The 26,320-nt window shown below is 71.4% G+C and carries 25 protein-coding genes; 9 read left to right on the top strand and 16 right to left on the bottom strand.

All coding sequences use genetic code 11. The features are described from left to right. Positions 1 to 230 precede the first annotated feature (230 nt). A complete protein-coding gene (locus AC0IY0_RS22865; RefSeq protein WP_471765646.1) occupies positions 231 to 1,112 on the top strand; it encodes a hypothetical protein in 882 nt (293 codons plus the stop codon). Between the two features lie 31 nt (positions 1,113 to 1,143). Further along, positions 1,144 to 1,398: a hypothetical protein gene (locus AC0IY0_RS22860; RefSeq protein ID WP_147909392.1), complete on the top strand. Its 255-nt coding sequence runs from the start codon at positions 1,144 to 1,146 to the stop codon at positions 1,396 to 1,398. A gap of 117 nt (positions 1,399 to 1,515) precedes the next feature. Here AC0IY0_RS22860 and argH read toward each other — a convergent pair whose 3' ends face one another. Then, positions 1,516 to 2,895: an argininosuccinate lyase gene (argH, locus tag AC0IY0_RS22855; protein WP_147909393.1), complete on the bottom strand. Its 1,380-nt coding sequence runs from the start codon at positions 2,893 to 2,895 to the stop codon at positions 1,516 to 1,518. 42 nt (positions 2,896 to 2,937) lie between these two features. Here argH and tlpA point away from each other — a divergent pair, with 42 nt between their 5' ends. Then, positions 2,938 to 3,579 (top strand): thiol:disulfide interchange protein TlpA, encoded by a 642-nt coding sequence (tlpA, locus tag AC0IY0_RS22850; protein WP_471765645.1) that lies wholly within the window; start codon positions 2,938 to 2,940, stop codon positions 3,577 to 3,579. Between the two features lie 52 nt (positions 3,580 to 3,631). Here tlpA and AC0IY0_RS22845 read toward each other — a convergent pair whose 3' ends face one another. Both AC0IY0_RS22845 and AC0IY0_RS22840 read right to left on the bottom strand, forming a co-directional pair. Continuing rightward, positions 3,632 to 4,081: a type II toxin-antitoxin system VapC family toxin gene (locus AC0IY0_RS22845; RefSeq protein WP_471765643.1), complete on the bottom strand. Its 450-nt coding sequence runs from the start codon at positions 4,079 to 4,081 to the stop codon at positions 3,632 to 3,634. A gap of 116 nt (positions 4,082 to 4,197) precedes the next feature. Then, on the bottom strand, positions 4,198 to 4,509 hold the full coding sequence (locus tag AC0IY0_RS22840) for a hypothetical protein (RefSeq protein ID WP_471765641.1): 312 nt from the start codon (positions 4,507 to 4,509) through the stop codon (positions 4,198 to 4,200). A 130-nt stretch (positions 4,510 to 4,639) separates the two neighbouring features. Between AC0IY0_RS22840 and nhaA the strand changes: the two genes are divergently transcribed. Both nhaA and AC0IY0_RS22830 read left to right on the top strand, forming a co-directional pair. Next, a complete protein-coding gene (gene nhaA, locus AC0IY0_RS22835) occupies positions 4,640 to 5,845 on the top strand; it encodes a Na+/H+ antiporter NhaA (RefSeq protein WP_147909396.1) in 1,206 nt (401 codons plus the stop codon). 50 nt (positions 5,846 to 5,895) lie between these two features. Beyond that, on the top strand, positions 5,896 to 7,650 hold the full coding sequence (locus AC0IY0_RS22830) for a carbamoyltransferase family protein (RefSeq protein WP_419829878.1): 1,755 nt from the start codon (positions 5,896 to 5,898) through the stop codon (positions 7,648 to 7,650). Between the two features lie 52 nt (positions 7,651 to 7,702). On the opposite strand, the gene AC0IY0_RS22825 is transcribed toward AC0IY0_RS22830, so the two are convergent. From AC0IY0_RS22825 to AC0IY0_RS22805, 5 genes are all read right to left on the bottom strand, one after another. Then, entirely contained in the window at positions 7,703 to 8,029 is a 327-nt protein-coding gene (locus tag AC0IY0_RS22825) for a hypothetical protein (RefSeq protein WP_147909407.1), read from the bottom strand. Between the two features lie 178 nt (positions 8,030 to 8,207). Continuing rightward, entirely contained in the window at positions 8,208 to 8,678 is a 471-nt protein-coding gene (locus AC0IY0_RS22820; RefSeq protein WP_147909398.1) for an SRPBCC family protein, read from the bottom strand. 201 nt (positions 8,679 to 8,879) lie between these two features. Continuing rightward, entirely contained in the window at positions 8,880 to 9,557 is a 678-nt protein-coding gene (locus tag AC0IY0_RS22815) for a haloacid dehalogenase type II (protein WP_147909399.1), read from the bottom strand. A gap of 166 nt (positions 9,558 to 9,723) precedes the next feature. Continuing rightward, positions 9,724 to 11,250 carry a murein biosynthesis integral membrane protein MurJ gene (gene murJ / locus AC0IY0_RS22810; protein WP_147939939.1) on the bottom strand — a complete coding sequence of 509 codons (1,527 nt, stop codon included), beginning with the start codon at positions 11,248 to 11,250 and terminating at the stop codon, positions 9,724 to 9,726. Positions 11,251 to 11,631: 381 nt separating this feature from the next. Beyond that, positions 11,632 to 12,231 carry a superoxide dismutase gene (locus AC0IY0_RS22805; protein WP_007567646.1) on the bottom strand — a complete coding sequence of 200 codons (600 nt, stop codon included), beginning with the start codon at positions 12,229 to 12,231 and terminating at the stop codon, positions 11,632 to 11,634. Between the two features lie 391 nt (positions 12,232 to 12,622). Here AC0IY0_RS22805 and AC0IY0_RS22800 point away from each other — a divergent pair, with 391 nt between their 5' ends. Next, positions 12,623 to 13,456: a hypothetical protein gene (locus AC0IY0_RS22800; RefSeq protein WP_471765640.1), complete on the top strand. Its 834-nt coding sequence runs from the start codon at positions 12,623 to 12,625 to the stop codon at positions 13,454 to 13,456. Between the two features lie 13 nt (positions 13,457 to 13,469). Here AC0IY0_RS22800 and AC0IY0_RS22795 read toward each other — a convergent pair whose 3' ends face one another. The 4 genes from AC0IY0_RS22795 to AC0IY0_RS22780 all read right to left on the bottom strand — a co-directional run bounded on the left by AC0IY0_RS22795 (position 13,470) and on the right by AC0IY0_RS22780 (position 18,067). Then, the gene (locus AC0IY0_RS22795; protein ID WP_471765639.1) at positions 13,470 to 15,236 is read right to left on the bottom strand and encodes a sensor histidine kinase; all 1,767 of its coding nucleotides are present in this window, start codon (positions 15,234 to 15,236) and stop codon (positions 13,470 to 13,472) included. A gap of 143 nt (positions 15,237 to 15,379) precedes the next feature. Beyond that, positions 15,380 to 16,114: a tRNA (guanine(46)-N(7))-methyltransferase TrmB gene (trmB, locus tag AC0IY0_RS22790; protein ID WP_419829881.1), complete on the bottom strand. Its 735-nt coding sequence runs from the start codon at positions 16,112 to 16,114 to the stop codon at positions 15,380 to 15,382. A 195-nt stretch (positions 16,115 to 16,309) separates the two neighbouring features. Continuing rightward, positions 16,310 to 17,488: a methionine adenosyltransferase gene (gene metK, locus AC0IY0_RS22785; RefSeq protein ID WP_147909404.1), complete on the bottom strand. Its 1,179-nt coding sequence runs from the start codon at positions 17,486 to 17,488 to the stop codon at positions 16,310 to 16,312. Positions 17,489 to 17,656: 168 nt separating this feature from the next. Beyond that, entirely contained in the window at positions 17,657 to 18,067 is a 411-nt protein-coding gene (locus tag AC0IY0_RS22780; protein ID WP_147909408.1) for a helix-turn-helix domain-containing protein, read from the bottom strand. A 582-nt stretch (positions 18,068 to 18,649) separates the two neighbouring features. On the opposite strand from AC0IY0_RS22780, the gene AC0IY0_RS22775 reads away from it, so the two are divergent. The 3 genes from AC0IY0_RS22775 (at position 18,650) to AC0IY0_RS22765 (ending at position 21,905) form a co-directional block, all read left to right on the top strand. Beyond that, positions 18,650 to 19,546, top strand: coding sequence for a pentapeptide repeat-containing protein (locus AC0IY0_RS22775; protein WP_471765638.1), 897 nt, complete (start codon positions 18,650 to 18,652; stop codon positions 19,544 to 19,546). A 5-nt stretch (positions 19,547 to 19,551) separates the two neighbouring features. Continuing rightward, positions 19,552 to 21,057, top strand: a complete 1,506-nt coding sequence (locus tag AC0IY0_RS22770; protein WP_471765637.1) for a M48 family metalloprotease — start codon at positions 19,552 to 19,554, stop codon at positions 21,055 to 21,057. A 167-nt stretch (positions 21,058 to 21,224) separates the two neighbouring features. Continuing rightward, a complete protein-coding gene (locus AC0IY0_RS22765; protein WP_147939945.1) occupies positions 21,225 to 21,905 on the top strand; it encodes a glutathione S-transferase family protein in 681 nt (226 codons plus the stop codon). 11 nt (positions 21,906 to 21,916) lie between these two features. Here AC0IY0_RS22765 and AC0IY0_RS22760 read toward each other — a convergent pair whose 3' ends face one another. The 4 genes from AC0IY0_RS22760 to AC0IY0_RS22745 form a co-directional block, all read right to left on the bottom strand. Next, positions 21,917 to 22,072 (bottom strand): hypothetical protein, encoded by a 156-nt coding sequence (locus AC0IY0_RS22760; RefSeq protein WP_187193465.1) that lies wholly within the window; start codon positions 22,070 to 22,072, stop codon positions 21,917 to 21,919. 305 nt (positions 22,073 to 22,377) lie between these two features. Then, positions 22,378 to 24,630 (bottom strand): xanthine dehydrogenase family protein molybdopterin-binding subunit, encoded by a 2,253-nt coding sequence (locus tag AC0IY0_RS22755; protein ID WP_419829885.1) that lies wholly within the window; start codon positions 24,628 to 24,630, stop codon positions 22,378 to 22,380. A gap of 10 nt (positions 24,631 to 24,640) precedes the next feature. Next, positions 24,641 to 25,648: an FAD binding domain-containing protein gene (locus tag AC0IY0_RS22750; RefSeq protein ID WP_147910572.1), complete on the bottom strand. Its 1,008-nt coding sequence runs from the start codon at positions 25,646 to 25,648 to the stop codon at positions 24,641 to 24,643. Next, positions 25,645 to 26,169: a (2Fe-2S)-binding protein gene (locus AC0IY0_RS22745; protein ID WP_147910571.1), complete on the bottom strand. Its 525-nt coding sequence runs from the start codon at positions 26,167 to 26,169 to the stop codon at positions 25,645 to 25,647. Before AC0IY0_RS22745 ends, AC0IY0_RS22750 begins: the two co-directional genes overlap by 4 nt. Positions 26,170 to 26,320: the final 151 nt, after the last annotated feature.

Below are 26,320 nucleotides of genomic sequence, written 5' to 3'. Positions count from 1 at the left end.
CCCGAGCGTTTCGGTTTTTGCCAGTATCCCCCGGCGAGAGGTAATAAGACCTCGCTCTGTTTGTTATGATGACCATCGAGGCTAAAATAGATCTCCGCAAAAGATTTATTTTAGACGACACCTGTAAAATCAGCGTCGCGTTTGCAAAATCCTCAAACAAAGCGCACATGATGTGGGCCGGCATGACTTGAGTCCGCCGGCGCACGACAGTTCCGCAGGGCAGGATGGCCATGGTTGGATCTGTGAACAGGGTGGCGGCGCCCGAACGGGCACAATGGCCGGGGACGCACAGGGCGGAGCATCCGGGCCTCGTCGGGAATCCCGGCGATGCCGCGCCGGCGACCGGTCCCGGGCCGGAGCCCCAGGCGGGGTCGCCGCTGGCCGCCGCGGAACGGCTGGGCTACGCCAAGCTGTCCCAGATCAGCGGCGTCCTCCTGTCCCTGGCGTCGGCCCGGACCAGCGGACGGGACGTCGCCGCCTCCGCGCTTCAGGCGGCCGGCCAGAAGCTCCGACGGCTCAAGGCGGAGGCCCTGGCGACCGCGGCCTCCGGGGACACCAAGGCGGCGGCCCGCATCGCCGAGGCGTTGACCGAGGTGGCCCGGGAGATCGCCGATGCCGCCCGGGACTACGCCGCCGCCGGCGGGGACGGGGCCCTCACACAGGCGACGCTCGCCGAGGCTGCGGCGGCGATCGATGTCGGCGCGGCGCCCGAGCGGGACGCAGGAAGCTCCGACATGCCGCGGGCTGCGGCGGGCCTTTTCGCGGACGTGTTGAACACGGCGATGGGCCTGAACGCCGTGGCGGCGGACGATCCGGGCGCGGCCTCCCCGCATCCGGCCGCCGCCGACACGTCCGATCTGCCCCGATCCCCGCTGGAGGACGCACCTTATCCCGGCGCGTTGCTCCGGCACGAATCGGACGATCGGATCGACGACGGCGGCGTCCAGGCCGACGCGCACGCGATGCTGGACGAGGCCCTGGCGCTGAAGCGGACGATGCGGCGGGTCATGGCCCGCCAATCGGCCGCGCCCGCGCGGATCGATCCCGCGATCCAGACCGATATCGCCGCCTCGGGCGCCCGCCCGAGCGGCATCTGGCCTCGCGTCTTCTGACGCGCGCACCGAAACCACAGGATCTCTCGCCATGGACAAGGTCAACGCGACGACAGCCCGGCCCGCCGAGCAGCACGCCGCAGAAGCGCACCGCGCGCAGCAATCCAGCGCGACCGACAGGATCGACAAGCAGGCGGCCGAGAACAAGGTCCGGGACGCCAAGCTGGAGCGCGACGAGCAGGCCAGAAAGGCAATCGACAGCCGGCCGTCGCAGGCGCACCTGAACTTTCAGGCCTCGCTGCATGCGAACCGGAGCGAGGCCGAACTCAAGACCTCATCGTCCTGAGGCCCCCTGGCCGATCCGGCCGAGCCGGCGGGACACCGGCCCAGAGCGCTCGCCGCCGAAGTGGATACCGGTTCGGCGGCGCAGCCCCGATCTCCCGCCCCCGCTGCGGGTGCGCCGTCAGCCGAGCCGTTCGATCCAGCCCTGCGCCTGCGTCCGGACGTTGTCCGGCGCGGTGCCGCCGTAGCTGGTCCGGCTGGCCACCGAGTTCTCGACCCCGAGCACGGCGTAGACCGCGTCGGTGATGCGCGGCTCGGCCTCCTGCATCTCGGGCAGCGACAGGTCCTCCAGTCCCACCCCCTTGGCCGAGGCGGCGCCGACCAGGCGGCCGGTGACGTGATGGGCCTGGCGGAACGGCAGGCCGAGCTCGCGCACCAGCCAGTCGGCGAGATCGGTGGCGGTGGCGTAGCCGGAACCGGCGGCTCGGGCGAGCACCGCGGCGTTGGGCTCCAGGTCCTTCACCATGCCGGTCATGGCGGCCAGGCACAGGGAGAGCGCCTGGAGGGCGTCGAACGTGCCCTCCTTGTCCTCCTGCATGTCCTTCGAATAGGCGAGCGGCAGGCCCTTCATCACGACCAGCAGGCCGGTGAGCGCGCCGATGATCCGGCCGGATTTGGCCCGCACCAGCTCGGCCGCGTCGGGGTTGCGCTTCTGCGGCATGATCGACGAGCCGGTGGTGTAGCCGTCCGACAGCTTGACGAAGTTGAACTGCGCCGAGGTCCAGATCACCAGCTCCTCGGCGAAGCGCGAGAGATGCACGGCGCAGATCGAGGCGGCGGCGAGCGATTCCAGGGCGAAGTCGCGGTCGGCGACCGAATCCAGGGAGTTGGCGGTGGGCCGGTCGAATCCCAACGCGGACGCGGTGGCGTGCCGGTCGATCGGGAAGGACGTGCCGGCGAGCGCCGCGGCGCCGAGCGGGCACTCGTTGAGCCGTGCCCGCGCGTCGCGGAACCGGCCGCGGTCCCGGGCCAGCATCTCGACATAGGCCAGGCAATGATGGCCGAAGGTGACCGGCTGGGCCGACTGGAGATGGGTGAAGCCCGGCATCACCGTGCCGGCGTGCTTGAGCGCCGTGTCCGCCAGCGCCCGCTGCAGGTCGGCGGCCTGCTGGTCGAGGGAGTCGAGGGTGTCGCGCACCCACAGCTTCATGTCGGTGGCGACCTGGTCGTTGCGCGAGCGCGCGGTGTGCAGGCGCCCGGCGGCCGGGCCGACGATCTCGGTGAGCCGGCTCTCCACCGACATGTGGATGTCCTCGAGCTCGCGCTTGAACACGAACCGGCCCGCCTCGATCTCGTCGCGGACGGACTTGAGCCCGGCCTCGATCGCGGCCACATCGTCTGCCGGGAGGATGCCGGCCGCGCCGAGCATCGCCACATGCGCCAGCGAGCCGCGGATATCCTGGGGCGCGAGGCGCTTGTCGAATCCGATGGAGGCGTTGATCTCCTCCATGATCTCCGCCGGGCCGCTGGCAAAGCGGCCGCCCCACATCCGGTTGCTCATGTCGATCCTTCCGCGCCCTGAACGTCCCGAGGGCCGAGCCTGATGCCCGGCCGCACATCCATCCTGGCCGGCGCGGGCCTCGCTGCGCTCGCCGTCCTTGGGACCGCCCTATACGGGAGCGGTCTCCTGCCCGGCAACATGGCCGGGGCGCCCCAGCCCTGCGCGGGGGCAACACAAGCGGTCGCCCGGGTCGATGCGTCCGCCAAGGGCGAGGTCGCCGGCATGCAGGCCGTGACGCAGGCGCGGCCCGCGCCGGAGATCCGGTTCAAGGGGCCGGACGGCGCCGAGACCGGGCTGTCCGACCTCAAGGGCCGGCTGCTGCTGGTCAACCTCTGGGCGACCTGGTGCGCCCCCTGCAAGGCCGAGATGCCGGCGCTCGACCGCCTCCAGGCGGAACTCGGCGGGCCGGATTTCACGGTCGTGGCGATCAACGTCGACACCCGCAACCTCGACAAGCCGCCGGAATGGTTGAAAAAGGCTGGCATCCACGCCCTCGCCTTCTACGCCGACCCGGGCGGGCGCGTGCTGCCCGCGATCCAGCGCGACACGCAATCCCCGGGCCTGCCGACCACGATGCTGATCGACCCGCAGGGCTGCACCATCGGGGTGATGAAGGGCCCCGCCGCCTGGTCGAGCCCGGACGGGCTGGGGTTGATCCGCGCGGTTTTGGGGCGGACGTCCTGAAGCATCGTTCCGAAAGGTGGCCGCCAGCTTTCGGAACGATGCGCTCGAGGGTTCAGGTGCGCTCGTAAGTGAGGAACCGCCCCTCCGGCGCCAGTTGCTGGATGAGATCGAAATCCTCGCGATTGGCCGTCAGAACGGGAAGGCCAGCCCGCACGGCGGTCAGGAAGATGAGCGCATCGGCGAGGCAGGCCGTGCGCTGATGCCTCTGGTAGCCCTGGAGGCGCGCGAGGGTGCCGGCGACAAGTCCGGCATCCGCGAAGGTCTGTGCGTCGGGCGCCAGCAGGCGCGTCTCCGGTATGCGGCTGAAGAGTTCGGCATAGTGATCGCGCAGTGCCGCCCAGTTCGGTCCATGCGGATCGGCGGCGGCCACCCCGACCGACAGTTCGGCGAGAGCGACGGCACAGTGAAACAGCAGCGCCCGCTCTATGAGCCGGTGCAGCGCCTCGGGCAGCCTGCCGGCAGCGCTATGGATATAGACCCTCGTGTCCAGGACGAGGGCCACAGGCGTCGCCGCGTCGAAGGTCGTCCAATCCGGGCGTTCGCTCTACGGACGCGGAACGAGGCGGACGCTTCGCTTGTCCGGCTTGCGCCGCCGAAGCGCGCCACGCAGGTCCACGCTCAATGGGAGCCGGTGTCGAGATCGTGGTCTGCCCCGAGCCGTCCCGCCGTGCGACCGAGAAAATCCGCGACGGGATCGGATTGAGCCAGGAGCGCCAGGGCGACCATGCCGAGTTCGGTTGTCGACGTGATCCCAGCCTCCCGCTTGGCGGCATCCACCAGGGCGGGCGGCACACGGAAGCTCACGTGCTCGGACGTCTCTCCATCGAGCAGCCCGGCTTGCTGCGCTTCCTCCAGCACGGTGGCATGGATTCGCGCGGATGGCCGCGGCGCCCGCTTCCGCTGCACGGATGTGGTTTTCGGTACAGCCATTCCCTGCACCTCTCCCTCTCGAACGGCGGCAGGATAGCGCAAGGACCGATACACGGACAGATGGCGGCCCGCCCCGCCTCTTGCCGTCACCTCTTGCCCCCGCTCGCAAACCACGCCAAGCCTGCCCGCGATGAAGCCGCCTCCGAATCCCGGCCGTGCCCCATCGGCCCGCGGTCCGCGCCCGCTCTCGGCCATCCGCACCATGCTCGCGAGCGAGGCCGCGGGTGGGCTGATCCTGATGGCCGCGGCGGCGCTGGCCCTCGTGGTCGCCAACGGCCCGTTCGCTGCCGCTTACGCGCACGGGCTCCACGCCGCCCTCGGGCCGATGAGCGTGCAGCACTGGATCAACGACGGCCTGATGGCCGGGTTCTTCCTGCTGGTCGGGCTGGAGATCAAGCGCGAGGCGCTCGACGGGCGGCTGCGCACCTGGCCGGACCGGGTGCTGCCCGGCATCGCGGCGTTCGGCGGCATGGCGATGCCGGCCCTGGTCTACGCGGCGGCCAATCTCGGCGCCGGGACCCTGCGCGGCTGGGCGATCCCGGCGGCGACCGACATCGCCTTCGCGCTCGGCGTCCTGGCGCTGCTCGGCAAGCGGGTGCCGGTCTCGCTCAAGATCTTCCTGAGCGCCGTGGCCATCGTCGACGACCTCGGCGCCGTGGTGGTGATCGCGCTGTTCTACGGCTCCGGGCTCGATGCCGGGATGCTGGGGCTCGCCGCCCTCGTGCTCGCCGGCCTCTACGGCCTCAACCGGGTGGGCGTGACCTGGCTGCCGGTCTACCTGCTGCTCGGCCTGGTGCTGTGGGTGCTGGTGCTGCGCTCCGGGATCCACGCCACCGTGGCCGGCGTGCTGCTGGCGCTCACGATCCCGATCCGGGTGAGCCCCGGCCGGCCGGAGGACGTCAGTTCGCCGCTGCACCGCCTGGAGCACGCCCTGGCGCCCTGGATCACCTACCTGGTGGTCCCGGTCTTCGGCTTCGCCAATGCCGGCGTCGACCTGACCGGCCTGACGCTCGACGCCCTGCTCCAGCCGGTGACGCTCGGCATCGCCGCCGGGCTGTTCCTGGGCAAGCAGGCCGGCGTGTTCGCCAGCCTGCGGCTCGCGGTCGCGCTCGGATGGGCGCAGCGCCCGGCCGGGGCCGGCTGGGGCCAGGTCTACGGCGTCGCGGTCCTGTGCGGGATCGGCTTCACCATGAGCCTGTTCATCGGCGGCCTGGCCTTCGCGGATCCGCAGCACGAGACCGCGGTGAAGCTCGGCGTGCTCGCGGGCTCGGCCCTGTCGGGACTCGCCGGGGCGGCGATCCTCCTGCTGGTGCCTCGCCCCGCGGCCATCCGGTAGCGGCCGCCCCCGGGCTCCGTTGCGCGCGAAAATGCGCTACCCGCCTATCCATGCGGTTCTATCTCGGCCTCGCCACGACCTTCCACGATCCAGCGCTCGCCCTCGTCGGGCCCGATGGCGCCGTGCTGTTCGCCGAGGCCACGGAGCGCTTCCTCCAGTACAAGCGCGCCCCGAACTGCGAGCCGGACATCCCGGCCCGGGTGACCGGCCTCGTGCAGGACTACGTGCCGGCCGGATCGGAGATCGTGGTCGCCTCGTCCTGGGGGGGCCAGTTCGCCGACTTCCTGCGCGGGCAAGCCGGGGCCGGCGCGTTCGACCTGATGGCGCTGGCCGCCCACACCACGGCGCTCAACCGCTCCTTCGTGCCCGAGCAGGCCGAGCGGGTGTTCATCGCCGACCTCCACGCCGCGCAGGCGCGGGCCGGCCACGGCACGCTGCTGGCCCTCAACCAGGAGGCGCGGATCACCGGGACGCCGCGCGCGACGATCGCCGGGCAGCGGCGCTACCCGCACCATCTCTGCCACGCCGCCTACGGGCTGTGGGGCAGCCCGTTCGCGGAGGCCACCGCCCTGGTGGTCGACGGCATGGGCGAAACCGGCGCGGTCGCGATCTACCGGTTGCGGGACGGCCGGCTCACGGAGTTGCGCCGCCACCGCGGACGCGGCTCGCTCGGCTTCCTGTACGGGCTCGTCACCGATCTCGCCGGCTTCGACCAGGTGAAGGGCGAGGAATGGAAGATCATGGGGCTCGCCCCCTACGGACGCCCCGACCCGGAGCTGGCCGCCCTGCTGGCCCGCCTCTGCACGGTCGAGGCCGGGCGCCTGCGCTTCGCCGAGGCCGCCACGATCCAGGCGGTCGCCGCCGAACTCCGCGCGCGCCGCCCCGCGGACGCCCGGGAGCAGGGCTGGGCCGACCTCGCCCGCTGCGGCCAGGATTTTTTTGGGACTTTGATGGATGTGCTGGTGGCCGAGGCGGCGGCCCTCGGCCCCTCCGAGAACCTCGTGATCGCCGGGGGCTGCGGGCTCAACTCGTCGTATAACGGTCGGGTGCTCGGCCGCTCCGGCTTCACCCGGCTGCACGTCCCCTCGGCGCCGGCCGACGACGGCAACGCAGTGGGCGCCGCGTGGCTCGCCTACGCGGAGGACCATCCGGACTGGGCCGGCCCGCCCGCGGCCTCGCGCCCGCTGACGCCCTATCTCGGCTCCCGGGTCTCCACCGCCCCGATGGAGCGGCTGGCCGAGCAGGAGCCGCGGGCCCGACGCGTCGGCCACGCGGAGGCGACCCGGGCCGCCGCCGAAATTCTCGCCGCGGGCGGCCTCGTCGGCTGGGTGCAGGGCCGGGCGGAGTTCGGCCCCCGGGCGCTCGGCAACCGCTCGATCCTGGCCGATCCGCGGCCGGAGGGCGCCAAGGACGCGCTGAACGCCAAGGTGAAGTACCGCGAGGCGTTCCGGCCGTTCGCGCCCTCGATCCTGGCGGAGGCCGGGCCGGACTGGTTCGAGGATTACGCCGACAGCCCCTACATGGAGCGCACGCTGGTCTGGCGCGCGCCGGTCCGCGCCCGCGTGCCGGCGGTGGTCCACCAGGACGGCACCGGCCGGCTCCAGAGCGTCACGCCGGAGCGCAACCCCGCCTATGCGGCGCTGATCCGCGCCTTCGCGGACATCACCGGGGTGCCGATCCTGCTCAACACCAGCTTCAACGTGATGGGCAAGCCGATCCTCGACAGCGCGGAGGACGCCATCCTGATGTTCTACACCACCGGCCTCGACGCCCTCGTGGTCGAGGATTGGCTGGTGGTGAAATAGGACGCGCCGCGCCCCGGGGGACGCGGCGCGGACGCGACGACGGGAAAGTGAATTACTCGCAGACTTCAACGCGGCGGTAGGTGAACTCGCCGTCGCCGAGCCATTCCTTGCGGCGCTCGTAGTGGCAGATCGGGCCGCGGCGCTCGCGCACCACGACGGTCTCGGGCTCCTCGACCAGGACCCGGCGCGGGCGGTACTCCGGCGGGGGCGGCGGGGGCTGGTTGGCGCCGTTGACCAGGGCGCCGCCGACCACACCGCCGACCACGCCGGCCGCGAGGCCGCCGAGGATCGCGCCAGTCTGGTCGCGGGCGGTGGCCGGGGCGACGGCCCCGAGCACCAGGGAAGCGGCGAGGGCTGCGGCCCCGGCGCGGATCGTCATGAAGGAACCGTTCGTGGCCACGCGCTAAGTCTCCCGTCCGTGTTGAGGATGATCCAACACCGGGACGATTAAAAATCTCCGAAGCTGCGCAATTCGATCGCGTACCCGTTGTGCCGCCGGCAGCGGGCGGCGGCAGCGGAGCGCCTCCGCCCGCTGCCGCCGCGACCTTACCGTACCGTCACTGCGCCTTGGCGGCGATGCCCTTCAGCCCGGACTCGTACACGCCCGCGATGGCCTCCTGCGCCTTGGGATCGGGGGCGCCCTTGGCCTTGAACGTGCCCGTCCAGGTCACCTTGGAGCCGTTGCCGGCCTTCGCGACCATGAGGGTCGAATGATAATCCGTGACGGGCAGCGGCCCCTCCAGGATCGTGTAGGTGTAGGCCATCTTCGCGTCGTCGCGGGATTCCTGCTCCTCGACGATGGTGCCGCCGCCCTTCAGGCTGAGGGTGCGGACATCCTTGGCGCCCTTCTTGGACGGGACGCATTTCTCGATCGCGGGATGCCAGTCGCCGATCCCGCAGAACCCGCCGATGGTCTTCCATACCGCCTCGGGCGACGCGGCGACGTCGACCGACTTGGTCACGTCCAGGGCCCAGGCGGGGCCCGCCACGCCGACGCAACATGCGGCTGCCAACACTATGCGCTTCATCAGACGTTCCCTCGCGCTCGACGCTCACAAGGCTGGCGTCCGAGTCAGGGGCGAACCGAGTGCGCGGGCGGCACGTTGCAAGCGCGACTTTAGTCCAACATGCAGGGGCTTGAGACGCAGGGGCCCAAGATGCAGGGCCCAAGGTGCATGGCCCAAGATGCAGGGCCCCGGGGCGCGGCGAGGCGCCCCGGGCCGCTCTGCTCAGAGCAGCCCGTCGAGCGAACCGATCACGCCCGTGGGCGCGAGATCCGCGTACTCGTCGGGCAGCCCCCGGCGGTTCACCCAGGCGGTCCGGAACCCGAACGCGTTGGCGCCCGCCACATCCCAGCGGTTGGACGAGCAGAACAGCACGTCCGCCTCCCCGACCGCGAGCCGGACCAGCGCGATCCGGTAGGCGTCCGGGTGGGTCTTGAACACCTGCGCGTCGTCCACCGAGAGCACCGCGTCGAGATGGTCGGCGAGCCCCGCCGAGGCCACGGCGCGGTCGACCATCGCGGCGTTGCCGTTGGTCAGGACCGCCGTGCGGAGGCCGCGCTTGCGCAAGGCCGCCAGCACGCCCGGCACCTCGGGATAGGCATCGAGGTCCCGGTAGGCGTCGAGGAGCTTCTCGCGCAATCCGGGATCCACCCCCGGATGGACCGCCAGCGCGTAGTCGAGGGCGCGCACCGTGAGGTCCCAGAAGGCGGCGTAGCGGCCCATCAGCGACAGCGTCCAGCTGTATTCGAGCTGCTTGTTGCGCCAGACCTCGGAGAGGTGCTCGGCATCCGGCCCGACCGCGTCGGCGTAGCGCTGGACCGCGGCGCTCACGTCGAACAGCGTGCCGTAGGCGTCGAACAGGACGGCCTTCACGCCCGCGAGCAGGTCCTTGGCGTCGGTCATGGCGTTCCTCACTGGGGCCCTACGGGCGATCTGGGACTCGAAGGCGCGGCGGCGAGCCCAACTCGATCGGACGATCGCTGTAGACCATCGTCCGAACGCCGGTATCCGGACCATGGTCTACAGCATCGTGCCGAACGGGGGCCGCGCCGGCGTTCGGAACGATGCGTCAGGCCCGGCGCAGGCGCAGGCCGAACAGGTGCAGCAGCCCCGCCAGCAGGCCGCCGTAGACGAGAGCCCCGGCCAGCCCGAGCAGGGCCAGGACAGCGATCTCGCGCCCATGCGCCAGGGCCGGCACCAGCGCCTCGGCCAGCCCCTGGCCGTAGACGGCCACCCCGGCCAGCGCCAGGCAGGCGAGCCCCACGCCCAGCACCGTGAGGCCGAGGGTGCGGCCGGGCGCCGTCCAGCCGCGGCGGCGGGCCAGGACGACCAGCAGCAGCAGGTTCACCCACTGGCTGACCGCGGTGGCGAGCGCCAGGCCGGTGACGCCGTAGGGCCCGGTGAGCCAGAGCTTGAGCGCGACGTTGACCCCGATCGCCGTCAGCGACGCCCAGAGCGGGGTCCTGGTGTCCTGGCGGGCGTAGAAGCTTGCCACCGCGCTGCGCACCAGCACCACGGCGGGCAGGGCGAGCCCGTAGGCGGCCAGCACCGAGGCGGCCCGGGCGGCATCCTCGGCCCCGAAGGCGCCGCGCTGGAACAGCGCCGCCATGATCAGGCCCGGGATGGTCAGGAACGCGACCATGAACGGCGCCGACAGGGCCAGGGAGAACCCCGCCGCCCGGTTCTGCGCCGCGTGCGCGCCGGCGACGTCGCCGGAAGCGATCCGCCGGCTCATCTCCGGCAGCAGCACCGTGCCGGCCGCGATCGCGATCACCCCGAACGGCAGTTGGTAGAGCCGGTCGGCGTAGTACAGGGCCGAGACCGCGCCTGTGGGCAGCCAGCTGGCGATGATCGTGTCGGCGAAGGTCGCGATCTGGAAGCCCGCCGCCCCGATCACCGCGGGCCCGAGCACCACGAAGAACCGCTTCAGCGCCGGGTCGGAGCGCGGCACGGCCAGATCCGGCATCACCCGGGCGCGGCGGCAGCCCCACCACAGCAGGCCGAACTGCAGCACCCCCGAGACCGCGACGCCCCAGGCGGCCGCGTAGGCGGCGTTGGGGAACAGGAAGCTGAGCGACAGGGCCGCCAGCATCGTGAGGTTGAGCAGCACCGGGGCGCCTGCCGCCACGGCGAAGCGCCGGTGGGCGTTGAGGATGCCCGACAGCAGCGTCACCAGCGTCATGAACAGCAGGTACGGGAAGGTGATCCGGGTCAGCGCCACCGCGAGCTGGAAGCGCTCGCCGTCCTCGGCGAAGCCCGGCGCCAGGGCGTGCACCACCCAGGGCATCGCCGGCAGGGCGAGGTTGAGCAGCACGAGCTGCACGATCAGCATCAGGGTGAAGACGCGGTCGGCGAAGTGGTGCGCCTCGCCGGAGCTGCCCGCCTCGGCGAGCCCGGCATAGGCCGGCACGAAGGCGGTGTTGAACGCCCCCTCGCCGAAGATCGCGCGGAAATGGTTCGGCAGCCGGAACGCGACCACGAAGGCGTCGGCCATCGGCCCCGCGCCCATCACGGCGGCCATCACCACGTCCCGGGCGAAGCCGGTGACGCGCGAGACCAGGGTCCAGCCGCCCACCGAGAGGATGGAGCGGATCATGGACGAGTCCCCACCCTCACCCCCCTGCGGGGGAGGGTAGCCCCCGGAGAGGGTCGGGAGAGGGGAGCAGTGCGCCTTGAAGGAGCGCGACGGGAGCCACATCCCCCATCGTCGCGCGCGCCCCCGTGCGGGACTTCGGCACGATCCGGCCCGGCCTGACGGCCGGCCCACCCTCCCCCGCGGAGTGGGGACGGTGAGGACGCACAAATCGTCGAGGGCGTCCTGCGGCGCGATGCGGTCCTACGGACTGGGCTGGAAATGACCTGTTACCCCGGTACAGCCCGGGTCATCCCGGGAGCCGCATCAAGAGCCGCTTTTGTCCGCCATCTCAAGGGCGCCGCGGACACGATCGGCCCGCGGCGCCGGCTCATCGGAAGGGGCTCAGGCGGTCGCCTCGCCGTACATCTTCTCGACGTGCTCCCAGTTCACCAGGTTCTCGATGAACGCCTTGAGATAGTCGGGGCGGCGGTTGCGGTAGTCGATGTAGTAGGAGTGCTCCCACACGTCGACGCCGAGGATCGGCTTGGCGCCGTGGACCAGCGGGTTCTCGCCGTTGGGGGTCTTCAGGATCGCGAGCTTGCCGTCCTTGACGGCGAGCCAGGCCCAACCCGAGCCGAACTGGCTGACGCCCGCCTGGATGAAGTCCGCCTTGAACTTCTCGGCCCCGCCCAGATCCTCGTCGATCTTCTTGGCGATCGCACCGGGGATCGCGCCGCCGCCATTGGGCTTCATCCACTGCCAGAAGTGGATGTGGTTGTAGTGCTGGCCGGCATTGTTGAAGAGCGGCTGATTCGTGTTGTAGGCGGCCTTGACGATCTCCTCGACGCTCTTGCCCTGGAGATCCGTGCCCTCGAGCAGCTTGTTGCCGGTATCGACGTAGGCCTTGTGGTGCTTGTCGTGGTGAAACTCGAGGGTTTCCTTCGACATGTACGGCCCGAGCGCGTCGTAGGCGTAGGGCAGTTCCGGCAGCGTAAAGGTCATAGGGTCTGTCTCCGCTTGAGGCACGATGCGGAAGAGCCGGGTCCGGCGTTCCGCGCTCACCGTGCGATAACAAGGAGCTGGAGCCGGCTGTGTTTCACGGGAAACAGCAGCCCGCCCCAGCCATGGGCGGCCTCGTCCCCGGCGGGGGCTTCCGGGTCACGACTCGCTAGGTAAGTCGGTGCCCGCGCGACGGCAACGCCGTTGCGGCCAGGCTTGGCGCGAAGTTCCGGCGGATGCGTGCCCCACCGCTTCGGATGTCCGGCCCGACACGCGTCGAGAACCGGTATTCCCGGGCAATCTCGCCACCGGGTTTTGCAATATGACCGCAAGGCCTTACTGTGCGCCACGCCGTAAGCGTCGGCGGTAAGCCGGCCCGTTTCTCGAGAGTAACATGATCGCTGCGCTGTTTGCGCTCGCCGCCGCCATGGCCATCGGGGGCTGCGCCGCCGTGATCCAGGGCTTTCCCTATGTGCGTCTGGAGAGCGGCCTCGCGATGGTGATCGCGGGATCGGTCGCGGCCTCGTCGGGCGCGGTGCTGTTCGGGATCGGCGTGCTCGCCCTGGTGTTCCGGCGGCTGGAGCGGACGATCGGAATGCGGCCGGCCCTGAGTTCGGCCCCCTCCGGCCCCGCCGTGGAGAGCGCCCCGCGGCTGCCGCCGGTGCTGCCGGCCGCCCCCGCCTTCATCGTGCCGCCGATCGTCGAGCCGGCCTTCGATCCCGAGCGGCCGCGGATCGAGCCCAGCCTGCGCCTGTCCGGGGACATGCCGCCCGCGCCGGCCGAAGCTCCCAGAATCGCGGAGCCGCAGAGGCCGGCCGCGGTCGAATCGGATTTCCCGATCCAGGCCTTCCCCACCCTTCCGGTGACGGATCCGGAGCCGCCCCACCGGCCCGCCCCGGACCCGATCGCGGCCGCGATGGCCGAGCGCAGCCCGGAGGACGACCTGTTCGCGGCGCCGGAAGCGCCGCCACAACAGCCGGTGCCGCCCCTGGAGCCCCCGGCCCTGCGCCCGGGCCTCGACGCGGCGCCGGATCCCGAGCCCGACGCGAAGCCCGAGACCCGCACCGTCGTGGGGCGCTACGCCTCGGGCGGGAACACCTACGTGATGTTCGAGGACGGCTCGATCGAGGCGGAGACGCCGCAGGGCCGCTTCACCTTCGCGTCGCTGGACGAGTTGAAGGCCTTCGTGGACGGCGGCGGCGAATCCGGCGCGCGCGGCGCCGCCTGATGGGTCGCACCCGTCAGGCCAGCGGGTTGAGGCTGTCGTTGCGCGGTGGGATCGGGGCCCGCATGGTCAGGCTGAAGCCCTCCGGGTCGTAGTCGGTCTCGACCTCGGCCTGGACCTGGGTGATCAGCACCCGCTGCAGCAGGCGCGAACCGAAACCCTGGCGGCTCGGTGGCTGGACCGGCGGCCCGCCGGTCTCCCGCCAGTGGAACAGCAGGATCCCGGCCGGCCCCCCGGGCTCCAGGGTCCAGGTCACCGCGACCCGCCCGGTGCGGTTCGAGAGCGCCCCGTACTTGGCCGCGTTGGTGGTGAGCTCGTGGATCGCCATGCCGATCGGCACCGCGATCTCGGAGGGCAGGTCGATCGCCGGGCCGTCGAGGCTGATCCGCCCCTCGGCCCCGCCGTCGGGCGTCACCTCCGCGTAGGGCTTCAGCTCGCTGAGCAGCAGGTTCGTGAGCGAGGCGGTCTGCCAGGTATCCTCGGTGAGCACCGCATGGGTGTGGGCGAGCGATTTGATCCGCCCGACGAAGGCCTCGTAGAAGCTCTCGATGCTCGAGGCCGTGCGCGCCGTGGAGCCCACGATCGCCTGCACGGTGGCGAGCGTGTTCTTCACCCGGTGGTGCAGCTCGCGGATCAGCAGGCTCTGGCGTTCCTCGGCGATCCGCCGGTCGGTCACGTCGGCGACCACGCCGATCAGGCGCCGCGGCAGGCGCTCGGGGGCGTCCCGCTCGAACCGGCCGGCCATGTCGATGGTGCGCCACACCCCGTCGGATTTCCGCCGGATCCGGCCGCCGATCTGCAGGATCCCGTCCTCGCGCAGCGCCTTCGAGATCGCGTGCCGGACCCGAGCCCGGTCGTCCGGGTGGAGGATGTCGCTCAGGAACTCGTTCTTGCCGATGGTCCCGTCCTCGGGCGCGTGCCCGAAGATCTCGTACATGTGCTCGTTCTCCCAGATCGCCTGGTCCTCGAGCATGTGCCACTCGAAGATGCCGAGCTTGGCGATCGTGGTCGCCACCCGCAGGCGCTGGTCGCGCGACAGGATCTCGTCCCGGGCCTCGACCCGGGTGGTGATGTCCTGGACGACGCCGACCATGCCGGACCAGGTCTCGAGCGCGTCGCGAGCGGGACCCGCGCCAGATCCGTGAGGGACCGCGCCGTCGCGTCCCGGCACGGCCTGCCCCCGCACCCGCAGGATCACGGTGCGCCCGGCCACGGTCACCGGCGTATCGAAATGGTAGGATTCACCGGCCCGGCACGCCTCCGAGACGGTGGCGCGCAGGCGCGCCAGCTCCGGATCGGACAGGCCGCTCTTGAGTTCGTCCCACGGCACGGACCGCCCCGGCTGGCGCCCTAGGATCCGGGCGGCCCGGCGCGACAGGGTCAGCAGGCCGGTCGCCCGGTCCCAGCGCCATTCGCCGAGGCCGGCGGTCGCCAGCGCCTCGCGGTTCGCCTCGGAATGCGCAGCCGCGTCCGCGTCCGCGGCCTCGACCACGAGGGTCCGGCCGGAGCGCCGCACCCGCACGTCGATCACGGTCCCGTCCGCCCGGCGCCAGCCCTGGATGCCGTCATCCAGGCCCTCGGGCCCGTCCTCCGCGAGCAGATCCGCGGTGGCGCGGCCGGCCAGGCTGCCCGGCGGCCAGCCGAGCAGGTCATGCAGAACCGGGTTGGCCGCGTCGATGGCCGCCGCGTCCACTGAGAGCACGACGAGGCCGATCGCGGCATCGTCGAAGCCCGCGCGATACGGGTCGTCCGTCGCCGGGTCCTGCCCCACGCTCTCGCCCACTCGGAAAAACCCTCGAACGCGCCGCGGCGCGCTCCCGCACGAGATGCCCCCCTGCCGCGGTCCCGACCGCGAAGGCGCCGCAGGATGGCGTCCGAGCGTGGCCGTGGCAAGGCGTCCCGCTTCGGCTGCGGCGACCCGTCCGCTCAGCGCGGCCCGCGGGAGAACTCCAGATAGGTCGGGCGCCGCCCCGCCGCCAGCGCCTTCGCCTCGTAGCGGGTCCCGGGCCAGCCCGGGAACGGCCGGGTCCAGTCGCGCGCGTCCGATGCCGTCCAGGTCAGGACCGGGCAGCGGGCGGCCCGGACCAGGGTCCAGCCGGCGTAGTCGTCGATGTCGCTGGCGAAGCGGAACAGGCCGCCATCCTTCAGGACGCGGCCGATCTCCGCCAGGGAGGCGTCCGAGACGAAGCGGCGCTTGCGCTGGCGGCGCTTCGGCCAGGGATCGGGATAGAGCAGGTAGACCCGGTCCAGGCAGGCGTCCGGCAGGCGCGCCAGCAGGGCGGTGACGTCCTCGTCGCGGATGCGCACGTTGCGCAAGGACCGCGCCTCGATCGCGGCCAGCAGCTTGACCACGCCGTTGACGAACGGCTCCGCGCCGATGATCCCGATCCCGGGATGCGCCTCGGCCTGGGCGGCGAGGTGCTCGCCGCCGCCGAAGCCGATCTCGAGCCAGACCGCCTCCGGCGCGCCGCCGAGGGTCGGGAACAGCGTGCGCGGATCGAGCGGGCCGTCGTCCGCCGGGAGATCGACGCGGAGCGCCGGCAGAAGCTCGGCGAGGCGCCGCTCCTGCAGGCCGCGCAGGCGCTTGCCCTTGCGCCGCCCGAAGAAGGCTCGCTCCGGCTCGTCGGCCTCATGGCCGGGCCGTCCGTTGAGGTCAGACATCGATTACCAACGCGTCGTCCGCGCACCGGGCGGGGACGGGGTTCCAGGGGCTCACGACCCCGAAGCAGGGCTCTGCCCTGGACCCGCGAAAGGTCCAAGACCTTTCGAAACCGGGACTCACGAAAACGCCAGCGCGCCGTCCCGGATGGAGGACGACGCGCTGGCGGGTGGTTCGGCGCTGGAGCGCGGGCTGCCTTACGACAGCGCCGACTTCAGCTTCTGAGCGAGGTCGGTGCGCTCCCAGGAGAAGCCGCCATCCGCCTCGGGGGCGCGGCCGAAATGGCCGTAGGCCGCGGTGCGGGCGTAGATCGGCTTGTTCAGGCCGAGCGCCGTGCGGATGCCGCGGGGCGACAGGTCCATGGCGTCCATCAAGACGGATTCGAGCTTGGCCTCGTCGACCTGGCCGGTGCCGTGCAGGTCGACGTAGATCGACAGCGGCTTGGAGACGCCGATCGCGTAGGCGAGCTGGATCGTGGCGCGCCGCGCCAGCCCGGCCGCGACCACGTTCTTGGCGAGGTAGCGGGCCGCGTAGGCCGCCGAGCGGTCGACCTTGGTCGGATCCTTGCCCGAGAAGGCGCCGCCGCCGTGCGGAGCCGCGCCGCCGTAGGTGTCGACGATGATCTTGCGGCCGGTGAGGCCGCAATCGCCGTCCGGGCCGCCAATCACGAACTTGCCGGTCGGGTTGACGTGCCAGACGGTGCCCTCGTTGACCCAGCCCTGCGGCAGGGCCGCCCGGATGTAGGGCTCGACGATGGCGCGCACGTCGGCCGAGTCCAGGGACTCGTCGAGATGCTGGGTGGAGAGCACGATCTGAGTCGCCTCGACCGGGCGGCCGTTCTCGTAGCGGACCGTGACCTGGCTCTTGGCGTCGGGCCCGAGCTTGGCGGCATCGCCCTCGCCCTTCTTGCGGGCGTCGGCGAGGTCCTTGAGGATCTTGTGGGCGTAGAACAGCGGCGCCGGCATCAGCTCCGGGGTCTCGTCGGCGGCGTAGCCGAACATGATGCCCTGGTCGCCCGCGCCCTCGTCCTTGTTGCCCGCCGCGTCGACGCCCTGGGCGATGTCGGCGGACTGGGCGTGGAGGTAGATCGCGACCTCGTTGTGCTTCCAGTGGAAGCCGTCCTGCTCGTAGCCGATGTCCTTCACGGCCTGGCGGGTCAGCTCCTCGAGGTTCTCGAAGGTCACCGAATCCGGGCCGCGCACCTCGCCCGCGATGACGACGCGGTTCGTGGTCGTCATGGTCTCGACCCCGAGCCGGGCCTCCGGCATCGCCGCGATGTAGGCGTCCACCACCGTATCGGAGATGCGGTCGCTGACCTTGTCGGGATGGCCCTCGGAGACCGACTCACTGGTGAACAGGTAGTTGGAACGCGGCATCTGGACGGATCCCGATCACGGGTACGCCGTCGCGATCGCGGCGTTCGACCCTTATGGGGTCGGGGTTCTCGCACCCGGTCGGAGGACGGTCAAGGCGGATCGCCGAACAGATCCGCTATAACGCACGAAACGGGTGAAAAAACGCCCGTCCGCGGCGCGCCTCAGCAATCAGCCGTTGAGCTTATTGTCCAGCGCGCGGATCGCGGCGGCGACGTCCCGGCGGGCTTCCTCGGTGAAATGCTCGGTGATGTGACGCCCGACGATCTCGGCCAGGCCCTGCAGGCCGCCGCCCTCGCTCAAGGGGGCCTGCTCCGGCTCCGCGAAGCCCGGCGCCGTGAAGTCGTCGTTCCGCGGCATGCCCTTGAAGAAGTAATCCATCGGCACCCCGGTCATCCGGGAGAAGATATCGAGATGGACGGCGCTGATCCGGTTGGTGCCCTTCTCGTACTTCTGCAACTGTGCTGCCGACATCCCGAAACTCTGCGCGACGCGGCGCTGCGTCAGCGACGCCTTCCGGCGCTGCTCGGCGATGCGTTGACCGACATACACGTCGCGCTGATCGGTTTTCTGACCCGCCATGTAGAACTTGCCTACCCCTGCCGCGAATTTCGGGCGGCGAAGCTTAACCGCATCGCGAGTCCGTGTCACCGGCGGGCCATCATCGCGGTAAACGTTTCCGCGCAGCGCCGGACACACGTCCGCGACCTGGATTCTGGTGTCCCCGGCAGGGCTCGAACCTGCGACCCCAGGTTTCATACCACTTCGGCTTTCGCCGCCGCGCCCCCGGAGAGCCGCGTTCGTGGCCTGGACTATCCCTTCACCGTGGGCCGGCGCTCGCGCCCGGCCGTTAGGTGCCGCCCGTCTAGTCTCTACACCTTCCCGCCGACGCGTTCGCGCCGGGCGGGCTTGGCTCGGGATCGGCAGGACGCCGGTGTCCCGGCGCCGGAAGCTTTCCCCGACTTTGAGCGGATCCGTCGCGTGGTTTCCCGGCGCGACGCCCAATTGTGACCGTTTAGGAAACCTGTGCTCTGTCCAGCTGAGCTACGGAGACGACCGCGATTTCCATAGCATCAACGTCCGGACAGGCCAACCGCGCGGTGCATGCGCCGGCGTTCCGGGGCATGGTCGATCCGGGAGCATGGTCGATCCGGGAGGCGGTCGATGATCCGGACGACGGCAGGGTGGCGGCTGTGCCGCGCGGCGGCGCTGGTGCTGGCGGCCTGCGGCCTTGCCGGGCAGGCCGGAGCCGCGGGCTCGGAATCCGGAGACTGCCGCCAGGGACCGGCTCGCTCCGAGACCCTCGACGGGATCGGGTTGCGGGGCGAGATCCGCCTCGGCTCCGGTGCCCGGGCGGTGCTCGATTCCCTGCGCTGGCCGGACGCCCCGGACGCCGCGGAGGCGGCGCGCGCCTGGCTGGACGCCCGGCGGGGGCTGCGCCTGATCGTGGTCCCGCGCGGGCCGCCCGACCGCTGGGGCCGGGAGCGGGCCGACATCCAGGTCGCGGATGGCCGAGTCGCGGATGGCCGAGTCGTGGATGGCCGAGTCGTGGATGGCCAAGTCGCGGATGGCGACATTGATCTCGCGGGCGGCCTGATCGGTGCCGGGCTCGCCGTCGCGGACGCGAACGAGCGCGACGGCCTGTGCCGCCCGGCCCTGCGCGCGGTGGAGGCCGGGGCCCGGGACAGCAAGCGCGGCTTGTGGCGCGACCCGGTCCTGCAAGCCGCGGACGGCCCGGCGCTCCGGGCGCTGGCCGGGCGCTTCGCCGTGGTGGAGGGCCGGATCGGCCATGTCGGCGAGCGCAGCGCCCGCACCTATCTCGACTTCGTGGCCCGCGGCGCGGACGGCCTCACGGTCATGGTACCGAAACGCACTTGGCGAATGATGCGTGCCCGTGGTTTGAGTGCGGCATCGCTCGAAGGCCGGCGCGTGCGGGTCCGCGGCATCCTGGAGGTCTGGCGCGGCCCGACCCTGGAGGCTACCGCCGACGCCATCGAGGTTCTGGGCGAACCGGACCGGCGCGAGGCCGAGCCGGTGGGGGAACGGGAGCTGCGGCGCTGATCGCGATGGGCGGGATCACGGAGCGATTTCGGGTGGCGGGGCAGCGCCTGCGCGGCGTTGTGACGGCCTGTGCCGGCTTGGCGACGGCGTGCGCCGGGGTGGCGGCGCTGGCCGCCCTCGGCGCCTGCGTGGCCGACCAGGCCGCCGGCCCGGTGGTGCCGGCCGTAGTCCGGGTGCCCGCCGAGGCCCCGCGCACCACCGGGCGCGAGCGCGCCGCCGACGCGGATCACCTCAAGCTCGTGGCCTCGTTCGGAGGCGAGGTGCGCGCACCCAACGTGATGCGGATGCTCACCGAGGTCACGGACCGTCTCGTGAAGGCGAGCGAGCGGCCGGACCAGACCTACGCGGTGACGCTGCTCGATTCGCCCGTGGTCAACGCCTTCGCGCTGCCGAACGGGCGGCTCTACGTCACCCGCGGGCTGGTGGCGCTGGCGAGCGACACCTCCGAGGCGGCGGCCGTGCTGGCCCACGAGATGGCGCACGTGACCCTCAACCACGCGACCGCCCGGAGCGAGTTGGAGCTGCGCTCGGCGCTGGTCAGCCGGGTGGTGGCCGACGTCCTGAACGATCCCGATACCGGCGCGCAGCTGCAGCACCAGTCCCGCTTCGCGCTCGCCCGCTTCTCCCGCGAGCAGGAACTGGAGGCGGACGCCACCGGGGTGCGCACGCTGGCCAAGGCCGGCTACGATCCGTTCGCGGCCGGCCGCTTCCTCACCGCGCTCAACCGCTCCACCGCCCTGAAGGCCGGCGCCGGCCCCGGGGGCGAACCCGACATGCTGGCGACCCACCCGGGCACCGCCGAGCGCATCGCCCAGGTCACCCGGGCGGCGCGCCGGATCGGGGCCCCGGGGATCGGGGCCGACGACCGCGCAGCCTACCTCGCCGCCCTGGACGGGCTTCCGTACGGCGACAACCCGCGCGATGGCGCGGTGCGCGGCCACCGCTTCGTCCATCCGGGGCTCGGCATCGCATTCGACGTGCCGGCGGGGTTCGTCCTGGAGAACACCCGCTCGGCGGTGCTCGGCACGACGCCGGACGGCAACCGGCGCCTGCTGTTCGACCAGATCGAGGCGAAGGACGGCCAGGCCCTCGACGCGGCCCTGAAGGGCAGCTGGAACGACGCGCTCGACCCGGCCGGGTTCGAGACCCGCGAGGTCGGCGGCCACCCGGCGGCCCTGGCGCTGTCGCGGGGCAAGGACTGGACCTTCCGGCTGGCGGCGATCCGGATCGGCGACACCACCGTCCGGATGATCATGGCCGCCAAGGGCGCCACCGACCCGGATCCCGCCTTCCGGCCCTGGATCGCCAGCCTCGCGGCGGTCCCCCCCGAGGAGGCGGTGCTGCGTCCCCTGCGGCTGCAGGTGGTCCAGGCCGGCTCGACCAGCGCGGAGGAGCTCGCCCGCCGCATGGCGGTGCCGGACCGGCCGCTCGACCGGTTCCTGGTCCTCAACGGCCTGGAGCGCGGCGCCGCCCTGGTGCCCGGCCGGAGCTACAAGATCGTGGCGGAATAGCCGCCCCGCATCGCCGCAGCTTGCGCCGGCCCCGCTCCCGGACGACCGTCGCGCGTCCGTCGCGCCGGATCGGGTATCCCGAAGGGGCGAGCGGCGGTTTTGGTTGGCATCGCCGTGTTCCGAGGGCCGCCGACGGCCGTTCGGGACGCTGCGTCAGGGAGAGCGCCGTGATTCGATTCTTCTACAATCTCAGCCCCAACCCGATGAAGGTCGCCCTCTGCCTGGAGGAGCTGGGCCTGCCCTACGAGCCGGTGCCGGTGGATACGCGCAAGGGCGAGCAGTTCGAACCCGCCTACGCGGCGCTCAACCCGAACGGCAAGGTGCCGACCATCGTCGACGGCGACGTGACGGTGTTCGATTCGAACGCGATCCTGCTCTACCTCTCGGGCAAGACCGGCCGGTTCCTGCCCGAGGGCGAGCCGGATGGGGGCGAGATGCTGTCCTGGCTGATGTTCGTGGCCACCGGCATCGGGCCGTTCTCCGGCCAGTGCGTCCACTTCCGCCACTTCGCCCCCGATGGCGGCGCCTACGCCACCGAGCGCTACGCCTTCGAGGCACGCCGCCACTGGGAGATCCTGAACCAGCGCCTCGCGGACCGCACCTACGTGCTGGGCGAAACCTACACGATCGTCGACATGGCGGTGTGGGGCTGGGCCCGCATGGTGCCGTTCGTGCTGGGCGACGACGCCTTCGCGGGCCTGCCCCACGTCAAGCGGCACCTCGACGCGATCAGCGCCCGCCCGGCCGCCGTGGCCGCACAGGGGCTGAAGGACAGGCACACCTTCAAGGCCGAGATGGACGACACGGCGCGCGGCTTCATGTTCCGCGCGACCCGGAGTGCCGCGTAACAGCGCCCGGATCAGGGGCCCGCGAGGGTCACGGAGACCATCGGCAGGGTGACGGCGAAGCCGTCGCCCGGCATCGGCGTGGTGCCGAGCGTCAGGCAGGCGGCGAGGCCGAGACAGAGGGCGAGACCGAGCAGCGAGGTCTCGAAGCCGCGATAGACCGATTCCATGGGAGGTCTCCTTCGCAAGAGACCGGCAGGATGCGCCCGACGGGTAAACGGATCGGTGCGCTGGCGCTCATCCATCGGGGGTCGGAGGCGGCGGGCTCCGCATACCCGTCCCGGCCGAGCCAGCCGATGCCGACGCGCCCGGTCATCGTGGACCAACCTTGGCGGTCCCGGCGAACCGGCGCGGTTCGCGCGAACGTCACGCGTCCGGAGGGCCTGCGACGCTCGCGAGTGGCACGCCGTCCGGCAGGACTCGGAGCGGTTAAAAAAGCAGCCGATGTTTCACGGGAAACATCGGCTGCCCCCGGTCACAGCAGCTTGTCGATCGTGATCGGCAGGTCGCGCACGCGCTTGCCGGTGGCGTGGAACACCGCGTTGGTGATCGCCGCCGCGGTGCCGACGATGCCGATCTCGCCCAGCCCCTTCACGCCGAGCGGGTTGGCCTTGTCCTCCTCGTCCACGAAGATCACGTCGATATCCTGGATGTCGGCGTGGACCGGCACGTGATACTCGCCGAGATTGTGGTTCATGAACCGGCCGAGGCGGTGGTCGAGCATCGACTCCTCCTCGAGGGCCGAGCCGATCCCCATCACCACGCCGCCCAGGATCTGGCTGCGCGCGGTCTTGGGGTTGAGGATCTTGCCGGCCGCAATCGCCGACACCACCCGGGTGAGCCGGATCTGGCCCAGCTCCTCGTCGACCTTGACCTCCACGAAGATCGCCGAGTGGGTGTAGGCCTGGTAGGTGTCGTTGAAGTCCTTGTCGGGGCCCGCCTCCTCGACCGCCTCGACCTTGTCGATGCCGGCGGCCCGCATCACGTCGACCATCGAGACGCTGCGGCCGGGATCGCCCGCCACCGAGATGCGGCCGTCCGAGAACACGGCGCGGTCGAAGTCGACATTGGCGAGCGGCGAGTTCTCCAGCCCGCGGGCCAGCTTGAACACCTGCTCGCCGACGTTGCGGCAGGCCTTCATCACGGCGGTGCCGGAGGAGGCCGCCGTCCAGGAGCCGCCAGCGACCGGCGCCTCGGGCAGGCGCGTGTCGCCGAGCTTGGTGGTGACCGATTCCATGGGCAGGCCCAGGGTGTCGGCGGCGATCTGGGTCAGGATCGTGTAGGTGCCGGTGCCGATGTCGCCGGTGGAGTTGCCCACCGTCAGCCGGCCGTCGGCGGTCAGGGTCGCGATGGCGTTCGACTGCATCATCATCGATTCCCAGACGCCCGTGGCGACGCCCCAGCCGACGAGTTCGCGGCCCTCGCGCATGGAGCGCGGCTCCGGGCTGCGCCTGGACCAGCCGAAGCGCTCGGCGCCTTGCGTGAAGCAGGCCTTCAGCTCCTTCGAGCCGAACGGCTTGCCCTCGGCGGTGGCGTCCGAGACCGCGTAGTTCTTCAACCGCAACGCGATCGGGTCCATCCCGGTCGCGTAGGCGAGCTCGTCCATGGCGGTCTCGATGGCGAAGACGCCCGTGACGGCGCCGGGCGCGCGCATGTCACCCGGGGTGGCAGTGTCGAGCTTCGCGATCCGATAGGTCAGGGCGACGTTATCGCAGCGGTAGAGCACGCCCGACCAGTTGACGACGACCTCCTGGTAATCCTCGAAGTGCGACGTGCCCTGCACGGCATCGTGCCGGAGCGCCGTCAGGGTGCCGTCGCGCTCGGCGCCGAGGGAGACGGTCTGCAGCGCCTCGCTCCGGTAGGTGAAGGACCACATCTGGTCGCGGGTCAGGGTCACCCGGACCGAGCGCTTCAACTCCTGGGCGGCCAGCATCGCCAGGAAGGCCTGGTATTGCGGGCGCAGGCCCGAGCCGAAGCCGCCGCCGAGATAGGGGTTGAGCACCCGGACCTGATCGGGCTTCAGGCCGAACACGTTGGCGAGATACTGGTGGCTGTTCGAGACGCCCTGGATCTTGTCGTAGACCGTGTAGGTCCCGTCCTCTTCGACCACCACCGTGGTGGCGTGCGGCTCCATCGGGTTGTGGTGCTCGTTGGCGAGCGTGTAGCCGCCCTGCACGCGGATCGGCGCGCGGCCGAACGCCTGGTCGGCGTCGCCCCACGGCTCCGGCGGCGGCTTGATGCCCTCGCGCTTGTAGGGCGGCTCGTAGGCGTCGCCGCGCGCGGCCGTGATGTCGGTGACGGGCTCCTGGGCCTCGTAGCGGACCTGGATCAGCGAGGCCGCGTAGCGGGCGGTCTCGAAATCCTCGGCCACCACCAGGGCGACCGGCTGCCCGCTGAACACGATCAGGTCGTCGTAGAGGGCGCGGAACGGCGAGCCGGGGGGCGCCACCGCATCCTGGAAGTTCTTGTCGCGCCAGGCGGTGCGCGGCCGGTTCTCGTGGGTGATCACCTTGAGGACGCCCGGCACCGCCTCGGCCTCGGCGGAGTCGATCGCCACGATCCGGCCCTTGGCGATGGCGCTCGACACGACCGTGCCGTAGGCGAGGTCCGGGGCGGCGAACTCGCCGGCGTATTTGGCGAGGCCGGTGACCTTGGCGGGTCCGTCGATGCGGCTGCGCGGGCTGCCGACGAAGGTGTCGCGGCCGGTGGAGCTGAAGGTCTGGGTCATCTGCGGGTGCCTACTGGATGCGCTTGTCGCTGAGCGACTGGGGCGTGCCGGCAGCGGCCTGTTCGAGGCCGCGCACGATGGCCCGCCGGGCGAGTTCGATCTTGAAGCCGTTGGCCGATTGCGGCTTGGCCTCGGAGACGATGAGGTCGGCCGCCTGCTGGAAGCTCTCGCGGGTGGCGGGTTTGCCCTCGAGCAGGGCCTCGGCCTCGCGGTTGCGCCAGGGCTTGTGGGCGACGCCGCCGAGCGCCAGCCGGGCGGTCTTGATCGTGTCGCCGTCGAGTTCGACGCCCGCCGCCACGGAGACCAGCGCGAAGGCGTAGGACAGCCGGTCGCGCAGCTTCAGGTAGGTGTAGTGCTGCGGGAACTTGCTGGCGGGCAGGTCGACCGAGACGACGATCTCGCCGGGGGTGAGGTTGGTGTCGATCTCCGGGCTATCGCCGGGCAGCCGGTGGAAGTCCGCGAACGGGATCGTACGCTCGCCCTGCGGCCCGCTGACCCGGACCGTCGCCTCGAGCGCCGCGAGGGCGACGCACATGTCGGACGGGTGGGTGGCGATGCAGGATTCGCTGGCCCCGAAGATCGCGTGGATGCGGTTGACGCCGCCGATCGCCGGGCAGCCGGAGCCGGGCTCGCGCTTGTTGCAGGGCGTGGCCGTGTCGTAAAAATAGTAGCAGCGGGTCCGCTGCAGCAGGTTGCCGCCCGTGGAGGCGGCGTTGCGCAGCTGCGCCGAGGCGCCGGCCAGGATGGCGTTGCGCAGCAGCGGATACTGCGCCGTGACCCGCTCGTCGTAGGCCACCTTGGCGTTGGTCGCGAGCGCGCCGAGCCGCAGGCCGTTTTCGTGGGCCTCGATGGCGTCCAGCGGCAGCCGGGTGATGTCGATCAGCCGGCCCGGCTTCTCGACGTCGTACTTCATCAGGTCGATCAGGTTGGTGCCGCCCGCGATGAACCGCGCGCCCGCCCCGTAGGCCTGGACCGCCTCCGCCACCGTGCCGGCGCGGACATAATCGAAGCGGTTCATCGGCCGGCTCCCTGCATCACGTCCTCGATGGCGTCGACGATGTTGGTGTAGGCGCCGCAGCGGCAGAGATTGCCGCTCATCGCCTCGCGGATTTCCTCACGCGACGTCGCATGGCCCTCGTTCATCATCCCGACCGAGGAGCAAAGCTGGCCGGGGGTGCAGTAGCCGCACTGGAAGGCGTCGTGCTCGATGAACGCCTCCTGGATCGGGTGCAGCGCGTTGCTGCCGCCGCGGTCGCCGAGCCCGGCGAGACCCTCGACCGTGGTGATCTCGGCGCCGTCCTTCATCACCGCCAGCGTCAGGCAGGCATTCACCCGGGTGCCGTTGACCAGCACCGTGCAGGCGCCGCACTGGCCATGGTCGCAGCCCTTCTTGGTGCCGGTGAGGTCGAGTTTCTCGCGCAGCAGATCGAGAAGGGTGGTCCAGGGCGCGACCTGGAGTTCCCGGCGCTGCCCGTTGATCGTCAGGGTGATGTCGAGGCCGGTATCGGCCCGCACCGGCGGACTGTGTTCGAGAAGCATGCTGTCGTCCACGATCTGGGCCGGCCGCGGGGCCGGGCGGGAAACGGATCGGTCAGGGCGGCAACGGGCGGCGGCGGGCAAGTGCTGCCAGGATGCCGCCAGAATGCCGAGTCGCCGGTCCTGTCGATAACCATTCCAATCTGCTCCCGTT

The organism is Methylobacterium sp. AC315 (genome assembly GCF_979253755.1).
Note: the sequence above shows the minus strand (reverse complement) of the source record. Positions and strands in the feature narration are given on the sequence as shown.